The following is a 17,866-nucleotide window of genomic DNA, read 5'->3' as shown; positions in this document are numbered from 1 at the left end:
GCTTACTAGCTTTAATGTTCATTCTGAAACAAAAGCTGTTGCTTATGCGTAAAAATCTACTCCTACGTCCTTCCCCGTTATTGTTTCCCATATGTATCCTGTTCTCCGGGGTATGTTACGGACAAAGCCTGGAACGCACCCTGGTTGGGTCTGCAGGTACACTAACTTCGGCACAAGGTGTTGAAGTGAATTATTCCATAGGTGAATTAGCGGTAGCCACCTTAACCAGCAAAAGCAACGATGCTTTTGTATGTACAGAAGGCTTTCAGCAAAAGCAGATTGTGGAAACCTCAAAATTTGACACACGTACGCAATGGTATAGCCGAATAAGGGTAGAAGCCTATCCCAACCCGGTGAGAACGAATTTAACCGTGTACGTATATGATGATAATTTTGATGACTATCGTGTAGACCTGTACGATGCTTCTGAAAGGCTTATCAAGCAGTTTAATCTGCAAAAGAATAAGCTGGTAATTCCCATGCAACAATACCCGGCCGGATTTTACTGGCTGAAATTTTTCAATACACGCCGCCAGAAAGACGGCACTTACACCAACTTCAAACCTTACAAAATCATTAAGGTTAACTAATCACTCTTACATCATCATTTAATTGTTTAGAACGTGAAAAAAGAACTTTACTCTTTGATCGCATGTCTGTTGCTATGCCTGAGCGTATGTGCGCAGGCGCCACAGGCGTTTAACTACCAGGGCGTTGCCAGAACGGTGGATGGCAATATCATTGCACAGAAAAAAATATCCCTGCGTATTTCTGTACATAATGCTTCAGCTACCGGTGAAACTGTGTACCAGGAAGTACACAAATTAGAAACAAACGCATTTGGGCACTTTGCCATTATGATAGGTAAGGGAACGCCTACAGGAGATGCTTTTAATACTGTTACCTGGGGTAGTGGTGAAAAGCATTTGCAAACAGAGATAGACATTAATGGAGGAACGAGCTTCTCGGATATGGGGACCACTCAATTATTGAGTGTGCCTTATGCTTTATTTGCGGCTTCTGGTAATCCTGGCCCTGCTGGTCCTGCCGGTGATCCGGGGCCACAAGGCTTACCAGGCGCTGCTGGTCCTGCTGGTGCTACTGGCCCTGCCGGTCCCGCTGGTCCTGCTGGTCCACAAGGTACGCCTGGTTTACCTGGTCTGCCTGGTGCCGTAGGTGCTACTGGTCCTGCCGGTGCCACAGGTCCTGCTGGCCCTATTGGTCCTGTAGGTGCTACTGGTCCCGCTGGTCCACAAGGCCCTGCCGGTCCTTCCGGTGAAATTACCAGTGGTGTAGCCGGTGGCGATTTATCCGGCAACTATCCTAATCCGGTTGTAATAAAGCTGCAGGGATTTCCGGTAATTAATACTGCACCTGCTGCTGGTCAATACTTACAGTTTGATGGTACTAACTGGAAGCCTTCTCCTGGTGCCGGAGGCTTTGCACTGCCATATGTTGCCAATGAAAACAATGCGAGCACTTTGTTCTCGCTTACCAATGATGGTGATGGTACGCCAATAGAAGGTATATCTAATGTAACCACTTCCAGCATTGCGGCTGTAAGAGGTATAGTGAATTCTACAGCACCAGGTGGTTTTTCTTCTGCAGTAAGAGGAATCAACAATGGTACCGGTGGCTTAGGTATAGGGGTTTGGGGTTCACAAAACGGATCTGGCTGGGGTGTGTATGGTGTTACGCCTAACGGTTTAGGTGTATACGGTAACTCCTCTGGTAACGGTTATGGTGTATATGCCAACAGTAACTCTGGTACCGGTTTAAATGCTACCAGTACCAATGGCATTGCAGCTAATTTTTCCATATTCAATAATTCCAATAATAACAATGTATTCAATGCGAGTACTGTAGGTAATGGCACCGTAGTCAATGTAAGCACTACAGGTAATGGAGCAGGGATAGAAAGCTTTACAGGTGCTGGTTTTGCGGTACATGGTGCTACTTCTGCACAAACTTCTGCCGGCATTATAGGAGATAACAATGGTGCGGGCGAAGCGGTGGTTGGACGTACTACCAGTGATATTGCAGGAGCTGTTGTAGGCCGTAATGATGGTGGTGGTTATGGTGTAAGAGGTTTTATTTCAACAAACACTTCGGGTAATGCAATAGGCGTGTATGGCCAGGTGGGACTTAACAACAGTACAGGCCGTGCAGGACGTTTTGAAAACTTCAATAGTAGTAATGAAGTGAACACATTGGAAGTAGTAAGCAATAGTAATGGTAGTATCCCGGATGATACGCAAGGTAATGCTGCATCCTTTATTGTAGATAATACCAATAGTGTGGCTGCTGCCGTAAGAGGAGAAGTAAATACTATATTCGGAAACTTTGGCGCTGCCGGCATCTTTGGTATCTCATCCGGAACGGGGGGGCGTGCAGGTTTATTCTATGCATCGAATCCTGCTGGTAATGGTCATGCATTAGTGGCCTTGACAGACGGTAATGGTAATGCCATTACAGCTAATGCAGGCAAAGATGGTAATGCAGTGGAAGCCAATATAGATGGTGCTGGTACAGCAGTATATGGCTGGGTACCTTCTTTTGCAACCGGTAAGGCAGCACGTTTTGAAAATTTCAATAGCTCTAATACTACCGAGCTGCTTACTGCTAAAACAGTGGGTAATGGTAACGCAGGTAGTTTTAAAGTGGATAATACCCAGGGTACTTCTGCAGCAATAAAAGGCGAAGTGAATTCCATTTTTGCCAACTTCGGCACAGCAGGTGTATACGGTGTTTCATCTGGTACCGGTGGTTATGCAGGCTTATTCTATGCTTCTAATACAGCCGGCAATGGTCCTGCTGTTCTTGCTTTGGCTGATGGTAATGGCAATGGTATTACAGCTAATGCCGGTAAAGATGGCGATGGGGTTGAGAGCACCTGTGATGGTAATGGTAGTGCTGTGTTTGGGTGGACTCCCAATTTTGGTACCGGCCGTGCAGGTAGATTTGCCAATTTCAATACGGCTAATGGACAAAACACTGTACAAATTAATAATGCCGGAACAGGTAATGCTTTACTCATTAACCACACTGGTGCATCGGGTAATCTGGCTACTTTTCAAAGTGCTGGGAGTAATATCGTACGTATTAACAAAGCGGGCAGAGGGTTCTTTAACGGCGGCACGCAAAATAGCGGGGCTGACATAGCGGAATCATTTGATGTTACCGGCGACCGTACTGCTTACGAACCAGGAGATGTGTTGGTAATTGCTACCTCTGGCGATCGCTCAGTTGAAAAATCAGCTACTCCTTATTCTACTCTGGTAGCAGGCGTGTACGCTACTAATCCCGGTGTGTTATTAACAGAAGATAGCATTGACGTTGATCAAAGCAGTAAAGTACCTATGGGCGTTATTGGTGTTATTCCTACTAAAGTGTGTAACGAAAACGGTCCTGTTAAACGTGGCGATATGCTGGTGACTGCTTCACGTGCGGGTTATGCTATGAAAGCGGATATGGATAAGGTACGCACCGGACAGGTATTGGGTAAAGCTTTAGAAAACTTTGATGGCGAAACCGGTAAAATTAAAGTGCTGGTAAGTGTGAAGTAAGGTTAAATAAGGTAAAATAAAAAGATATGAAAACTAATAAACTATACTATAACATTGCTTTTTTGTTGTTATGCCTGCTTGCCAGTTCTGCACTACATGCCCAAACAAAAGTGCCGGATGTGAGTCGCTTTAGCAAAGCGCCTGTTAAAGCAGATGACAGCAAATCAGCAGCACGTACTGTAGGAACGTCTGGCGTGCAAACAAAGAGTTTGGATATGAGTCGCTTTAGCAAAGCGCCTATGAAAGAGGGTGGTGGTAAATCTGTTGCGCGTACTGCGGGTAGGTTTGGCGGAACAAATAGTGGTGCTAATAAAGCCACTGCTACAGCATTACCCAGCAGCGCGGAGGCTCCTAAGCCAGATGCAATTAAAACAGCTGCGCCTGTTTTGCCGGATAATATAAAAGCGCAAATGGACATGAAGCCAGAGCCTGCTCCGGCAACAAAGAGCGCAGTGAAACAGCCTGCTGCCAAAAAATCATAATGGTTCTTATTCATCACTTATTACACATTGGTTATGAAATTAAAATTGCTGGCTGTAGCAGGTATCTGTTGTGTGGGGGGATGGGCTAATGCGGTACATGCACAGGACCATACTATGAGTATAGTAAGCTCGGCAGTGCCCATGTTGCGTATGTCGGCCGACGCACGGGCCGGCGGAATGGGAGATGCTGCTATTGCGGTATCGCCCGACGCTTCTGCTGTTTTCTGGAATCGCTCTAAACTGGCTTTTGCCAAAGAACGCTCAGCCCTTAGTGTAACGTATGCACCCTGGATGCGTAGTGCAGGGCCGCATGATGTGTTTCTGGCTTCCATGGCAGGTTATCTTAAATTTGGTAACGATCAGGCGGTAAGCATTGGTATGCGTTATTTTAATATGGGGGAAGTTCAGTATGCTGATGAAAATGGTCAGTTGCTGCAAACTGCCAAGCCCAATGAATATGCTATTGATGCGGGGTATAGCCGGGCATTAAGTAAGCGTTTTGCAATAAGTGTTGCATTACGGTATATTTATTCAGGTCTTGCCAATAATTACAGTGTGAATGGTTATACTTATAAAGCTGGGCATGCTGCTGCCGCAGATGTAACACTCTATTATCAGGGGTTAAATGATAAGGGGGCTGGCTGGAGTGCAGGCCTGACTTTAAGCAACCTGGGATCGAAGGTGTCATATTCCAATAATGCCATTGACCAGGATTATATACCAGCCAACCTGGGCCTGGGAGCTGCTTATACCTGGAGGCTGGATGAAACCAGCAAGCTTACCTGGGCGTTGGATCTGAATAAACTAATGGTGCCTACACCACCGGAAAACACATCTGACTCTTCTATGAAAGTTTACCGGGACAAAGGAGTGGTATCCAGCTGGTTTAGCTCGTTTGGTGATGCGCCGGGTGGATTTAGTGAAGAATTAAAGGAATGGCAGGTATCATCTGGCCTGGAATACAATTATGATGATATGATTGGCATACGTGGTGGTTATTTTTACGAAAACAGATGGAAAGGGGGACGCAGCTATGCTACGCTGGGCGTGGGAATGAAATTTCAGTGGCTGGGGGCTAATTTCTCCTATTTAATTCCTACAGGAAAAGATATTAACAATAACCCCATACGCCAGTCTTTACGGGCCAGTTTGGTGTTTACGTTAGCTAAATAGCGACAATTGATTGTTTTTCATTGTCTTACTTAAAAGAGAGGGCGTTATAACTAACGCTCTTTTTTTTGCCTGTTATGGGCGGATATTCCATAATTAACTATAATTTCGGAAATTAAGGTGCCTGCTGAATGGCTGTCCGTTCTATATTGCGGGTAAAACCTTAATTTTGCCCACTTTATGAAGAGAGCTGTTTATTTCGCACTTATTTGTATCGTCAGTTCTTCCTGTGCGTCCAGATTTAGCCGGACGATGAAGAGTAAGGATAATGAGTACCGGTACAAAATGGCCGAGAACTATTATGCGCAAAAGAGGTATACCTATGCGCAACAGCTTTTTGACGAGTTGTTTCCTTATTTCAAGGGCACGCCTCGTTTTGAAGAAATGTACTATAAAAACGCGTATAGCTACTTTTATCAGAAAGACTATCTGAACGCCGAGAACATATTTAAGTCTTATGTAGATAACTTTCCTACTAACCCCCGGGCAGAGGAATGTGAATATATGAGGGCTTTTTGCTATTGGAAGCAATCGCCGAAGGTAGAGCTGGATCAAACGCCTACTACCAAAACAATTGGTCTGATGCAGGCGTTTATCAATATGCATCCTGGCAGTGCTAAAGCAAAAGAAGCAGGAGAGCTGATTGATTTATGCCGTGCTAAGTTGGAGCTGAAGGATTTTAAAAGTGGTGAACTGTACTTTAACCTGGGTTATTATAAGGCAGCAGCCATTGTATTTAACCTGTTAATGGATGATTACCCCGATTCTGATAAGAGTGATGAATATAAATTGCTTATTATCAGATCGTACTACAAATACGCTGAATTAAGTATCCTGGACAAGCAGGAAGAGCGTTTTGAGAAGGTAATTACCGAAGCATTGGAATTTAAGCAGCGCTTCCCCGAAAGCAAACATGCAGCGGAAGTAGCTAATTATAAAACACTTTCTGAGAACTATATTAAAACTGTAAAAAATGAGCAAGCTAAGACGGCAGATTAGCGCTAATATACCCAGCGTTGTTGAAACTAAAAGCCTGGTAGACATTAAGGGTTATACTGGCAACCTGTATGAGTCTATTGCTATTATAGCTAAAAGAGCTAACCAGATTAATATTGCAGTAAGAGAAGAACTGCATAATAAACTGGAAGAGTTTGCCAGCCATACAGACAGCCTGGAAGAAGTGCACGAAAACAAAGAGCAGATAGAAATATCCAGGGCTTATGAAAGAATGCCTAATCCAGCGATCCTGGCTACCCAGGAATTTATGGAGAACAAAGTTTACTATCGTAAAAATGATGACGACCTGTTTAGATAACAGGGCGTTGTAACGATAAAATAAATATAGTGAAACGACAGTGCTACACTGTCGTTTTTTGTTATTTTGACCAAGCATTGGCACAAACATGTTATCTGGTAAAAAAATACTGATTGGCATTACCGGTAGTATTGCGGCTTATAAAGCCATATTGCTGGTAAGGCTGTTGATGAAAAAAGGCGCAGAAGTACGTATTGTGATGACACCTGCCGCCGCTTCTTTTGTATCTCCGCTTACATTATCTACGCTGGCCAAAACGGAAGTGCTGAGCGAACTGAGCGATCAGCAAACCTGGGCTAACCATGTAATGTTAGGCCGCTGGGCCGATGTAATGGTAATAGCTCCTTTAAGTTGCAATACTCTTGCTAAAATGACGCATGGGCAATGTGATAATTTGTTGCTGGCCGTGTATTTATCTGCTACTTGTCCGGTAGCCGTGGCGCCTGCCATGGATGAAGATATGTGGCACCATCCCGCTACCCGTAATAACCTGGAGCTACTAAAAAGCTATGGTAATTATATTATCCCGGTAGGCAACGGCGAACTGGCCAGTGGCTTGTTTGGCGATGGCCGGATGGCAGAACCGGAAGAAATAGTCAATTACCTGGCCCACCATTTTTTTCGTACCAATGAATTTGCAGGCAAAAAAGTGTTGATCACTGCCGGCCCCACTTATGAACCTTTAGATCCTGTTCGTTTTATCGGCAACCATTCTTCCGGTAAAATGGGGTTTGCACTGGCCAATGCCTTTTACGAGCGTGGTGCAGAAGTGCTGATGGTGGCAGGGCCTACCGATTTGCAAACACACAATGCTGATATTCAGCTGATAGGAGTGAAAACTGCGCAGGAAATGTATGAAGCCTGTATGCAGCACTTTGCAGCTACCGATATAGCGGTGCTGGCTGCTGCCGTGGCCGATTATTCCCCTGCAGAAGTGGCTCCGCAAAAAATAAAGAAAACAGAAGAAACCTTTACCTTGTCGCTGGTGAAAACCAAAGACATTTTGAAAAGCCTGGGTGGTGTTAAGAAAGACCACCAGTTGCTGGTAGGGTTTGCGCTGGAAACCAATGATGAAGAGGCGAATGCCCAAAAGAAACTGGCTGCTAAAAATGCCGATTTGATTGTGCTGAACTCTTTACGGAATAAAAATGCCGGTTTTGGAATAGATACCAACCAGGTTTCGATATTCGACAAATCGGGTGTGGTATATGAGTCTGAAGTAAAAACAAAAGAGGATATTGCAAGAGATATCGTAAATGTAATCAGCAAAAGAATGGTATGATAAAACGTTCGTGGTGCTTATTATTCCTGCTTGTGTTGCTGGCAAATGCTGCCAGTGCACAGGAGTTGCAGGCCAAGGTAACGGTGATGTCGCAACGTGTGTATAACAATATTGATAAAAAGATATTTACCACTTTGCAAAATCAGTTAACCAACCTGTTAAATAACCGCAAGTGGACCAGTGATACTTACCAGCCGCAGGAGAGGATTGGATGTAATTTTTTAATAACGATCACTGACATGGTAGAGCAAAACGTGTTCAAGGCCAGCTTAACGGTGCAGGCTGCACGCCCTGTTTATAGCTCTTCTTACCAGGCGGCACTGGTGAATTACCAGGACGCAGAATATACGTTTAAGTACCAGGAGTTTCAGCCCATTGAGTTTAACGAAAACAGGGTACAGGGCAATGATCCTCTGGAGGGAAACCTTACAGCAACGCTGGCTTTTTATGTGTATATGATACTTGGATTTGATTACGATTCGTTTGCTCCCAAGGCAGGCGCCATTTATTTTCAAAAGGCGCAGAGTATTGTAAACAATGCCCCTGAAAGCAGAAATATCAGTGGCTGGCGTGCATTTGATGGTTTGCGCAACCGTTACTGGTTATCTGAAAACCTTATCAATACCCGCTACAATATCATACATGATGCTATTTACAGTTACTATAGAAAAGGGCTGGATCAAATGTTTGAGAAAGAGAACGACGGACGTAAAAGCATATTGGAAGCTTTAACCCGCCTGCAGGCTATGAACCAGGAAAGCCCTAACACGATGATTTTGCAGTTTTTTATGCAAGGCAAATCTGCAGAAATGATAGGCATATTTAAAAAGGCGGCGCCGCAGGATAAAATACGGGCAGCCGATTTGCTATCCCAACTGGATATTCCTAACCTAAGCAAGTATAAGCAGGAGTTGAAATGATGAAGTATAGTATGATGGTAATGCTGGTGGTATTACTGGCAGCATGTGGCAGTAACAATGGTTCGGTAATAGAACCGGGAAAGATGAAACTGGTGTTGTGGGATATGATGCGGGCAGACGAAGTGGCTTCTATCGAAAATTCAAGGGACTCTATTACCAATAACTTATTAATGCATGCAGTAGAGCATTACGAGCAGGTATTTGCAGTGCATGCTATTACAAAAGAACAATTCTACAATAGCTACCAATATTACCGGGAGCATCCTATGGAGCATAAAGATTTGATGGACTCATTAAGCGCCTATGCCACCAGGATGAAAGAAGCGAAAGACAAAAAGGAAAAAGACAAGGTGGATTCGTTGCAAAAGATAAGATTGCATAATGATTCACTTGCGCCTAAAAAGGATTCTATAACACTCAAGAAGGATTCTATAGCTACTGCTAAGAAAGATGCTGCTGCTATTAGAAAAGATTCTATTGCTGCTGTAGTGGCTAAAAAGCATGTAGCTGACTCTTTACGGCGCGATTCGGCCAGGAGAGGTTTATCTCCCAGGCCAACAAATGCTAAAATAGATTCTGTACGTAAACAGTTTCAGTTACGGCGTGATCTACTGAAAAGGGCACCGCTCAGATTGGATTCTTTACGTAAAAGACAATCTATGCCTATACAAAGGTTATAACGATAATTTGCTTGTAATATGAATAAAGTGATGAACAACGCCGCCGAAGCCCTGCAGGATGTTTCTTCAGGAGCAACCTTAATGCTGGGGGGCTTTGGCTTGAACGGAATACCTGAAAACAGCATTGCCGCGCTGGTTCAAAAAGGTATTACCCAACTTACCTGCATTTCTAATAATGCCGGTGTAGATGATTTTGGTTTAGGGTTATTGCTGAAAACCCGCCAGATTAAAAAAATGATCAGCAGCTATGTAGGGGAAAACGCGGAATTTGAAAGACAATTGCTGTCGGGCGAACTGGAGGTTGACCTGGTGCCGCAGGGTACACTGGCTACCCGTATTCAAATGGCTGGAATGGGAATTCCGGCTTTTTTTACGCCTGCTGGCGTAGGCACAGAAATAGCTGCCGGTAAAGAAGAGCGTGTATTTAATGGCAAACGCTACTTAATGGAAATGGCGCTGCATGCCGATTTTGCGATTGTGAAGGCATGGAAGGGCGACACTATGGGCAACCTGGTGTTTCGCAAAGCTACCCGTAACTTTTCCACTTCTATGGCGAAGGCTGGTAATATTACCATTGCCGAAGTTGAGCACCTGGTGCAACCTGGTGAGCTGGACCCTGATAACATTCATGTTGCAGGCGTGTATGTACACCGCATTTTCCAGGGCAGTGGTTATGAAAAACGCATTGAGCGTAAAACAGTACGGTTATCTTAACATTATTCCATTTAGTAACTAAACGCATTTGATTCTATGGCACTTGATAAGTTTGGCATAGCAAAACGTATAGCCCGGGAGCTAGAAGACGGCATGTACGTAAACTTAGGTATTGGTATTCCTACATTAGTAGCTAATTATATTCCGGAAGGCATTACCGTTATTTTACAAAGTGAAAACGGTATTCTGGGCACCGGGCCTTACCCGGTAGAGGAAGAAGTAGATGCTGATCTGATCAATGCAGGTAAAGAAACGGTGACCTTATTGCCTGGCGGTGCGTTTTTTGACAGTGCCGAAAGCTTTGGCATGATACGCGCAGGTAAAATAGATCTTACCGTATTAGGGGCTATGGAAGTGAGCGACCAGGGGGATATTGCCAACTGGAAAATACCCGGTAAAATGGTAAAAGGAATGGGGGGAGCTATGGACCTGGTAGCCAGTGCACGTAACATTATAGTGGCCATGCAGCATACTAATCCTAAAGGAGAATCCAAATTGCTGCCAGCCTGTACGTTGCCTTTAACCGGTGTAGCTTGTGTAAAAAAGATTGTTACGGAACTGGCTGTGCTGGATGTTACATCTGAAGGATTTTTATTGCGTGAGTTTGCGCCAGGGGTAACAATAGAAGAGATTCAGCAAAAAACACTGGGACGTTTAGTGGTAGGGGAAGATGTGAAAGAAATGTTTTGCTGAGTATACAGTGTAAGGGTATTGTACAGCTAAGGTGATTACAAAGTGTAAGGAGGTTATATATGAAGTCAACAGCAGAATTATATGAACAGTATAGTGAGCATATGAAGCGTATTGCCGATATGCGCTATGCAGCGGCAGTGTTACAGTGGGATCAGGAAACATATATGCCTGCCAAAGGTGCAGAAAGGCGTGCCTGGCAGCTGGCTACTTTAAGTGAAACAGCGCACGAGATGGCTACGGATGCAAAGTTTGAACAGCTGGTAGAAGAATTGATACAACGTGATAATCCACATAGAGCCAGGCATGTGAATGTGGCGCTGACGCATGAAGATTTACAGCGGCAAAAGAAGCTGAGCGGTGCTTTTGTGCGTAAGCTGTCAGAAGCAGTTAGCCGTGCTTTTAACAGCTGGATAGCTGCCCGCAAAGCCAACAACTTTGGCCTGTTTGAAAAAGACCTGGAACAACTGGTGGCTTTGAAACGGGAAAGTGCAGAGTTATATGGTTACGAAGGGCATCCTTATAATGCGCTTATCTATGAATATGAACGTTCGGTTACAGTAGATAAACTGGATAGTACTTTTCAAACGATCATTCCTGCACTCACTCCTTTAGTGCAGCAAGCCAGTAAAGCCACTTTGAATGCCGATTTCCTGCATCGTTTTTATCCTAAGGAAAAGCAGTGGGAGTGGGGCATGTGGCTGGTAAAAGAGCTGGGCTTTGATCTGGAAGCCGGCCGGCAGGATATTTCGGAACATCCTTTCACTACCAATTTCAGTGCAAAGGATGTGCGTATTACCACACGCATTGATGAGCAGGATTTTGCCAACATGACGTGGAGTTGCATACACGAGGCAGGGCATGCTTTATACGAGCAGGGATTACCGGATAGTGAGTATGGTTTGCCATCTGGCGAATATGCTTCGTTGAGCATTCATGAATCGCAAAGCCGCTTATGGGAAAACTGTGTAGGTCGTAGCCAGGCTTTCTGGAATCATTACCTGCCGGTGCTGAAAAGCTATTTCCCTGAGCAATTGCAGGAGGTGGACGTTACTGCTTTCTACAAAGGAATTAATAAGGTGCAGCCTTCTTTTATACGTACCGAAGCCGATGAAATCACTTACCATTTTCATGTATATATCCGTTACCAGGTAGAGAAAGAACTGATAGCAGGTACATTGGCGGTGAAGGATATCCCGGCCAGATGGAATGAACTGTATCAGCAGCACCTGGGCATTAAGGTGCCTGACGACAGAACGGGTTGCCTGCAGGATGTGCACTGGAGTCATGGCAGCTTTGGCTATTTTCCTACATATAGCATGGGAAGTTTTTACGCTGCACAGTTTTGGACTAAAGCGCAAAAAGACATTCCTGCCTTGCAACAGCCAGATATGGATGCCAATGCGCTGGCTGAGTTACTGGCCTGGTTACGCAAACATATTCATGCTAGTGGAAGATTGCTGGATAGTGAAGCTTTGTGCAAGGCAGTGACAGGGGAGCCATTAAACGTGAACTACTTCATCCACTACGCCCGGGAAAAGTTTACAGGGATTTGATATATTTGAAATAAGTTATATCTTGTTGCTCAATCCTGAATCTTACATCCGCCTTACTACCTGAAAAGCAATGGAATAAGGATTTTGGATTGGGCGAACGAGATTAAAATTTAACCGAAAAAGAGTTGTTTTTCCCGTTTTGCATACTTTTTGGTACTTTCAATTAACGAAGACGAGGTAACTGAATGAAAAAACTTGTACACAATTGCTTTTTACAGGCGTTACGTTGCAACAAACTGGTTTTGGGCCTTGGTTTGCTTGTAATGATGTTGTGTGCATTTGAGCCGGACGATTTACAGAATATAGATATATGGGATACTCCCACTAACGTAAGTGTGGTAAAATGCTATCCTAACCCGGCTATTTCCTACATTAATTTTGAATTCCCTCAGCAAATAGATAAGGACTACACTTTATATATCTACAGCTTTGTAGGTAAGAAAATGACTGAGTTGCAGGTGACTAACCGCAAACTGATATTGCCATTAACAGGCTATTACAGAGGTATTTATGTGTTTCAACTGAGAGATAAAACCGGGAAAATTATTGAAACCGGTAAATTCCAGGTTGAACAATAACTTTCCCGTTTCTATTATTTATTATCTGTCACACACTTCCACAATCAGAAATTTCAGGTAGTTAGTGTTATCCATGCCCCAGATAATCGGGTGATCGCTGGCTTGCGCCTGGAAGGTTACCTGGCGTATGCGCTTACGGGCATCTTTGGCAGCCATATCAATAGTTTGTAAAAACAGTTCGGGCTGCACCAGGTTGGTACAACTACTGGTTACTAAAAAGCCACCATTCTTTACCAGCTTCATACCGCGCAGGTTAATTTCTTTATATCCGGTAATGGCTTTTTGAATGTTTTCCCGGCTTTTGGTAAAAGCTGGCGGATCCAGCATTACTACGTCATATTGGCGACCGTCTTTGGTCCACTGCTTTAGCACGTCAAAAGCATTTACTGCTTCAAAGTGGCAAATATGGTCCAGGTTATTCAGCCTGGCGTTACGGTTGGCCTGGTTTACAGCGTTTTCGCTAATGTCCAGTCCCAGTACGCTTTTAGCGCCATAATGCGCTGCATGAATTTCAAAAGTACCGGTGTAGGTAAAAGCACCCAGTACATCTGCTCCTTTTACAATATGCTGAATGGCACGGCGATTATCCTGCTGATCGAGGAAGTAGCCGGTTTTTTGCCCGTTCTCAATATCTACGTGAAACTTCAGGCCATTTTCGTTAATGACAATTTCCGGCGAAAAAGGTGCACTTAAAAAGCCTTTTTGCTGTGGCAAACCTTCCAGCTCACGCACAGGTACATCGTTACGCTCATAAATGCCTTTAGGCTTGAATATTTTTTCCAGGGCATTCATGATAGCAGGCTTCCAGTTGTCAATACCTAATGCAAGCGTTTGAATAACAAAGTAGTCGTTAAACTTATCAATGATCAACGCTGGCATATCATCGGCTTCGCCAAACACCAGGCGGCAGTTTTCGGTGTAACCGGTGCGCTGGCGGTATTGCCAGGCCTGTAATATGCGGTTATAAAAGAACTGCTCGTTAATATCTTCTTTTTTGCGTGTAAGCAGGCGCACCAGAATCTGAGATTTTGGGTTGCTGTATCCTCTGCCGCAAAATTTATTATCGTGGTAATAAACGTCTACTATGGCGCCAGGTTCTGGAGCACCGCCTTCTACACGGTCTACCTCGTTGGCAAAAATCCAGGGATGGCCATTGGCAATGCGCTGGGCTATTTTCTTCTTCAGAATCACTTTTGTCATCGCGCAAAGATAAAAATCTAATGTGCAGGCGGCCTGCCAATTTTTCCACTTATTTTGGCTTGGCAAAAATTTTGACCTTTTAGAGATACATATATTTTTTACGTTATGGCAGAGAAAGATACATTGGAAAACACGCAGGATACTGTTGAAAATGCAGAAACGGGTTTAAATGCTGACGAAAATGCAGCTGGCTCTACACATTTGAATGAACCGGTGTCAGCTAATGAAACCGAAAAATTAAAAGAAGAACTGGCCGAGCAAAAAGATAAATATTTGCGTCTGATGGCTGAGTTTGAAAATTTCAAACGCAGAACTTCTAAAGAAAGGCTGGAATTAATGCAAACTGCCGGAAAAGAGGTGATTGTGGCTATGTTAGACGTGCTGGACGATTGCGACCGCGCCGAAAAACAAATGCAGAAAACAGAGGATGTAAAGCAGATTAAAGAAGGTATACAGCTGGTTTTCAATAAATTAAAAACAACCTTACAGGGCAAAGGCTTAAAAGCTATGGAAAGCATCCGTACTGACTTTGATGTAGAAATGCACGAAGCCATTACTGAAGTGCCGGTGCCTGATGAATCCCTTAAAGGCAAAGTGATTGATGAAGTTCAGAAAGGTTACTACCTGAACGACAAAATTATCCGTTTCGCTAAAGTGGTAGTGGGTAAATAAAATAGTATGAAAAGAGATTTTTACGAGATACTTGGTGTTAGCAAAACTGCCACTGCGGATGAAATAAAAAAGGCATATCGTAAGGTTGCCATGCAGTTTCACCCCGACAGAAACCCTAACGACAAAGCTGCAGAAGAGAAATTCAAAGAAGCAGCAGAGGCGTACGAAATATTGAGTGACGCCGATAAGCGCGCTAAGTATGATCGTTACGGCCATCAGGCCTTTGGCCCGGGCGCGAATGCTGGTTTCGGTGGAGCAGGCATGAACATGAACGATATCTTCAGCCAGTTTGGAGATATTTTTGGCGATGACATGTTTGGCAGCTTCTTCGGAGGTGGTGGTGGCGGACGTGGCCGTGGTAATGGTGGCGGTCGTCCACGTGGTGTAAGAGGTAGCAACCTGCGGGTAAAAATCAAACTTACTTACGAGGAAATGGCCAACGGTGTTACTAAAAACATCAAGGTTAAAAAATATGTTCCCTGTGCTACCTGTAGCGGCAGCGGAGCTAAAGATAAAAACAGCGTACAAACCTGTACAGGTTGTAACGGCAGCGGCCAGGTAAAACGTGTTACCAACACTTTTCTGGGGCAGATGCAAACAGTAACCACTTGCCCTACCTGTAATGGAGAAGGCGTTACCATCACTGCTAAATGTGGTACCTGTAAAGGCGAAGGCCGTGCGTATGGCGAAGAAACCGTAAGTATTGATATTCCAGCTGGTGTTCAGGAAGGAATTCAACTGAGCATGAGTGGTAAAGGTAATGCCGGTGAAAGAGGTGGTGCTCCGGGCGATTTAATCATATTAGTAGAAGAAGAAGCACATAAGGAATTACAGCGTGATGGCCTGAATGTGGCTTTCGAACTCTATTTAAGCTTTACCGATGCGGTATTTGGTACACAGGTAGAAGTGCCTACAATTGATGGCAGGGCTAAAATAAAAATACCGGCAGGCACACAAAGCGGCAAGATATTCCGTTTGAAAGGCAAAGGCTTCCCCGAAATTCAGGGCTACCAGAGAGGTGACCAGTTAATTCATGTAAATGTGTGGACGCCACAACAAGTGAGCGCTGAAGAAAAGGAAATGCTGGAAAAATTAGGCAAGAGCCCGAACTTTCAACCGCAACCAGGTAAGAACGAAAAAAGTTTCTTTGATAAAATAAAAGAGGCCTTTAGCTAACCGCTAAGGCCTTTTTTTAATCTTCCTCACTGCCATTCTTCTTCTTCTTTTTGGCAGGAGCATATATCTTTTTGGCCTTATCCAGCAGTCCTAAATATTCTGTCTGTAATGGGGATAGTTTCTTTTTGCCAGCCTGTTGTGCCAATAGTTTCGCGTTATCCCAGGTATAATCTTTTACAAAACGGCTTTGTTTTAACAGCTCACCAAACATGGCCACGGATGTGGCAAAGCGGATGGTTTCATCTGCCTGCTCAATAGGCACATAGTTGATGGGAATAGTAAACTGCTGTACAATCTTCTCCTTTTTCTCGGAGGGTAGTTTGTAGTGCAGCTTAATGCTGCCATATCTGCCTGCTATCAGTGTGTCGTTGTTGGTGAGCGTTTTATTGCTGATCTGGGGCACTATTTCAAACACAGCTACCATAGAATGCCCTGAGCCTACTTCGCCGCCTTCCAGCTCGCTGGTGCTATCAGAAAGGGCATCCAGCTTATTATCAAAACCAATCAGGCGGTATTCCTTCACCATTTTGGGGTTAAAGGTGATGTTGACAAAAGCGTCACTGGCTACTGCATACAGGGTTTTGGTAAACTCGGTAATCAATACTTTTTCTGCTTCATTGATATTATCGAGATAAGCAAAATTGCCATTCCCTCTTTTAGCCAGCATTTCCAGCTTGCTATCTTTATAATTGCCCATTCCTACACCCAAACAGGTAAGGTAAATGCCAGACATCTTTTCTTTGGTAATTAAATCTTCCAGGGCTTTTTCTGAGGTTTCCCCCACATTGAAATCGCCATCTGTAGCCATAATCACCCGGTTATTGCCTTTGCTGTTGAACGATTGTTCGGCCTTTGTATAAGCCAGTTTAATGGCACCGGCGCCTGGCGTATCGCCATTAGGCACCAGCAAATCTATTGCATCGTTGATCTTTTGTTTATCGGCACCGGAGGTAGGGGCCAGCTTCACGCCAATATCACCACCATATACCACAATGCTTACAGTGTCTATAGCGCGCAGGTTTTCTACCAGTAATTTAAAGGCCGACTGTATTAATGGCAGGCGGTTAGGCTTGTCCATAGAGCCGGACACGTCAATCAAAAACACCAGGTTGCTGGGCGGAAGTCCGGCCAGGTTTAACTTAGGAGCTTTCAGGTTCACAAACAACAGCTGGTTTTCTTTATTCCAGGGCGTTGTGGTTAACTGTGTAGCACAGGTAAAGCCCCGGGCAGGCGCTTCTTCGTCATCTTCATCCACTGCGGGCAGGGTAAAGTTGAAGTAGTTGAGCATTTCTTCAATGCGCACGGCATCGGGTGGAGCCGGGTTGTCGTTGGTTAAAAAGCGCCTGATATTGCTATAGGCTGCACGATCTACATGCAGGGCAAAACCGGTTTCCGGCGCTTGTAGGGTGCTTACAAAATTGTTTTCTACCAGATTTGTATAGCTTTCTCCTTCCTGGGGAAATATGGTTTGCCGGTTGGTTTTCAGATTTTTGGTAACGGATGATAAATGCTGCTGAGTAAGCCGGGCCGTAGCCTGCTGCATTTTCATTACCAGTTTCTGAAACTTATTGGTTTGTACCGGAGATTTTAAGGTTTCGTATCCTTCGGCAATTAAAGTAATAGTATCTATAGATAAACGGCTGGGAATGCCAAAGCTGGAGGAGAGAAAGCCAATATAACCCCGCGAAAAGAGAAATGTTTTCACATTGGAAATCTCGTTTCCTTTTTCATCACGAATTTCGCCACGCAGGTAATACTGCGCTTTTCCGGCTATTGCCAGGCAAAATAGCAATGATATAACAAGCAACAATTTTCGCAAGTCGGTTGGTTTTAGCTGGGTTAGATTGGATTTATCTCTTAAATCT

17 protein-coding genes are annotated in these 17,866 nt (G+C 44.2%); 15 read left to right on the top strand and 2 right to left on the bottom strand.

The genetic code is table 11. The features are described 5' to 3' along the window. The first annotated feature begins 44 nt into the window (after nucleotides 1-44). The 13 genes from FLA_RS22425 to FLA_RS22365 all read left to right on the top strand — a co-directional run bounded on the left by FLA_RS22425 (nucleotide 45) and on the right by FLA_RS22365 (nucleotide 12,953). Nucleotides 45-590, top strand: coding sequence for a T9SS type A sorting domain-containing protein (locus tag FLA_RS22425; protein ID WP_159445036.1), 546 nt, complete (start codon nucleotides 45-47; stop codon nucleotides 588-590). Between the two features lie 33 nt (nucleotides 591-623). Next, a complete protein-coding gene (locus tag FLA_RS22420; protein ID WP_231940314.1) occupies nucleotides 624-3,566 on the top strand; it encodes a beta strand repeat-containing protein in 2,943 nt (980 codons plus the stop codon). A 26-nt stretch (nucleotides 3,567-3,592) separates the two neighbouring features. Further along, the gene (locus FLA_RS22415) at nucleotides 3,593-4,048 is read left to right on the top strand and encodes a hypothetical protein (RefSeq protein ID WP_076374542.1); all 456 of its coding nucleotides are present in this window, start codon (nucleotides 3,593-3,595) and stop codon (nucleotides 4,046-4,048) included. Nucleotides 4,049-4,081: 33 nt separating this feature from the next. Further along, a complete protein-coding gene (gene porV / locus FLA_RS22410) occupies nucleotides 4,082-5,221 on the top strand; it encodes a type IX secretion system outer membrane channel protein PorV (protein ID WP_076374540.1) in 1,140 nt (379 codons plus the stop codon). Nucleotides 5,222-5,398: 177 nt separating this feature from the next. Continuing rightward, nucleotides 5,399-6,217, top strand: a complete 819-nt coding sequence (locus FLA_RS22405) for an outer membrane protein assembly factor BamD (protein WP_076374538.1) — start codon at nucleotides 5,399-5,401, stop codon at nucleotides 6,215-6,217. After that, complete coding sequence (locus FLA_RS22400) at nucleotides 6,192-6,533, top strand: DNA-directed RNA polymerase subunit omega (protein WP_076374536.1); 342 nt, start codon at nucleotides 6,192-6,194, stop codon at nucleotides 6,531-6,533. Before FLA_RS22405 ends, FLA_RS22400 begins: the two co-directional genes overlap by 26 nt. A gap of 88 nt (nucleotides 6,534-6,621) precedes the next feature. Further along, a complete protein-coding gene (gene coaBC, locus FLA_RS22395) occupies nucleotides 6,622-7,815 on the top strand; it encodes a bifunctional phosphopantothenoylcysteine decarboxylase/phosphopantothenate--cysteine ligase CoaBC (protein WP_076374534.1) in 1,194 nt (397 codons plus the stop codon). Next, complete coding sequence (gene porD / locus FLA_RS22390) at nucleotides 7,812-8,735, top strand: type IX secretion system protein PorD (RefSeq protein WP_076374532.1); 924 nt, start codon at nucleotides 7,812-7,814, stop codon at nucleotides 8,733-8,735. Before coaBC ends, porD begins: the two co-directional genes overlap by 4 nt. Continuing rightward, nucleotides 8,732-9,415, top strand: a complete 684-nt coding sequence (locus FLA_RS22385) for a DUF4296 domain-containing protein (RefSeq protein ID WP_076374530.1) — start codon at nucleotides 8,732-8,734, stop codon at nucleotides 9,413-9,415. The genes porD and FLA_RS22385 overlap by 4 nt, the downstream gene beginning before the upstream one ends. A gap of 18 nt (nucleotides 9,416-9,433) precedes the next feature. Next, nucleotides 9,434-10,129 carry a CoA transferase subunit A gene (locus FLA_RS22380; protein ID WP_076374528.1) on the top strand — a complete coding sequence of 232 codons (696 nt, stop codon included), beginning with the start codon at nucleotides 9,434-9,436 and terminating at the stop codon, nucleotides 10,127-10,129. Nucleotides 10,130-10,165: 36 nt separating this feature from the next. After that, the gene (locus tag FLA_RS22375) at nucleotides 10,166-10,822 is read left to right on the top strand and encodes a CoA transferase subunit B (RefSeq protein ID WP_076374526.1); all 657 of its coding nucleotides are present in this window, start codon (nucleotides 10,166-10,168) and stop codon (nucleotides 10,820-10,822) included. Nucleotides 10,823-10,881: 59 nt separating this feature from the next. Then, nucleotides 10,882-12,375, top strand: a complete 1,494-nt coding sequence (locus FLA_RS22370; RefSeq protein ID WP_076374524.1) for a carboxypeptidase M32 — start codon at nucleotides 10,882-10,884, stop codon at nucleotides 12,373-12,375. A gap of 185 nt (nucleotides 12,376-12,560) precedes the next feature. Next, nucleotides 12,561-12,953: a T9SS type A sorting domain-containing protein gene (locus FLA_RS22365; RefSeq protein ID WP_076374522.1), complete on the top strand. Its 393-nt coding sequence runs from the start codon at nucleotides 12,561-12,563 to the stop codon at nucleotides 12,951-12,953. Nucleotides 12,954-12,974: 21 nt separating this feature from the next. Here the strand turns inward: FLA_RS22365 and FLA_RS22360 are convergent, their stop codons facing one another. Further along, nucleotides 12,975-14,153 carry a class I SAM-dependent rRNA methyltransferase gene (locus FLA_RS22360; RefSeq protein ID WP_076374520.1) on the bottom strand — a complete coding sequence of 393 codons (1,179 nt, stop codon included), beginning with the start codon at nucleotides 14,151-14,153 and terminating at the stop codon, nucleotides 12,975-12,977. A gap of 105 nt (nucleotides 14,154-14,258) precedes the next feature. Here FLA_RS22360 and FLA_RS22355 point away from each other — a divergent pair, with 105 nt between their 5' ends. Further along, nucleotides 14,259-14,825: a nucleotide exchange factor GrpE gene (locus FLA_RS22355; protein WP_076374518.1), complete on the top strand. Its 567-nt coding sequence runs from the start codon at nucleotides 14,259-14,261 to the stop codon at nucleotides 14,823-14,825. 6 nt (nucleotides 14,826-14,831) lie between these two features. Continuing rightward, nucleotides 14,832-16,001 carry a molecular chaperone DnaJ gene (gene dnaJ, locus FLA_RS22350; RefSeq protein ID WP_076374516.1) on the top strand — a complete coding sequence of 390 codons (1,170 nt, stop codon included), beginning with the start codon at nucleotides 14,832-14,834 and terminating at the stop codon, nucleotides 15,999-16,001. A gap of 16 nt (nucleotides 16,002-16,017) precedes the next feature. On the opposite strand, the gene FLA_RS22345 is transcribed toward dnaJ, so the two are convergent. Next, on the bottom strand, nucleotides 16,018-17,820 hold the full coding sequence (locus tag FLA_RS22345; RefSeq protein ID WP_144263936.1) for a vWA domain-containing protein: 1,803 nt from the start codon (nucleotides 17,818-17,820) through the stop codon (nucleotides 16,018-16,020). Nucleotides 17,821-17,866: the final 46 nt, after the last annotated feature.

The sequence above is a fragment of the Filimonas lacunae genome (genome assembly GCF_002355595.1).
GTDB lineage: Bacteria > Bacteroidota > Bacteroidia > Chitinophagales > Chitinophagaceae > Filimonas > Filimonas lacunae.
The sequence above is the reverse complement of the archived record's forward strand: the minus strand, read 5'-3'. Positions and strand labels throughout refer to the sequence as shown.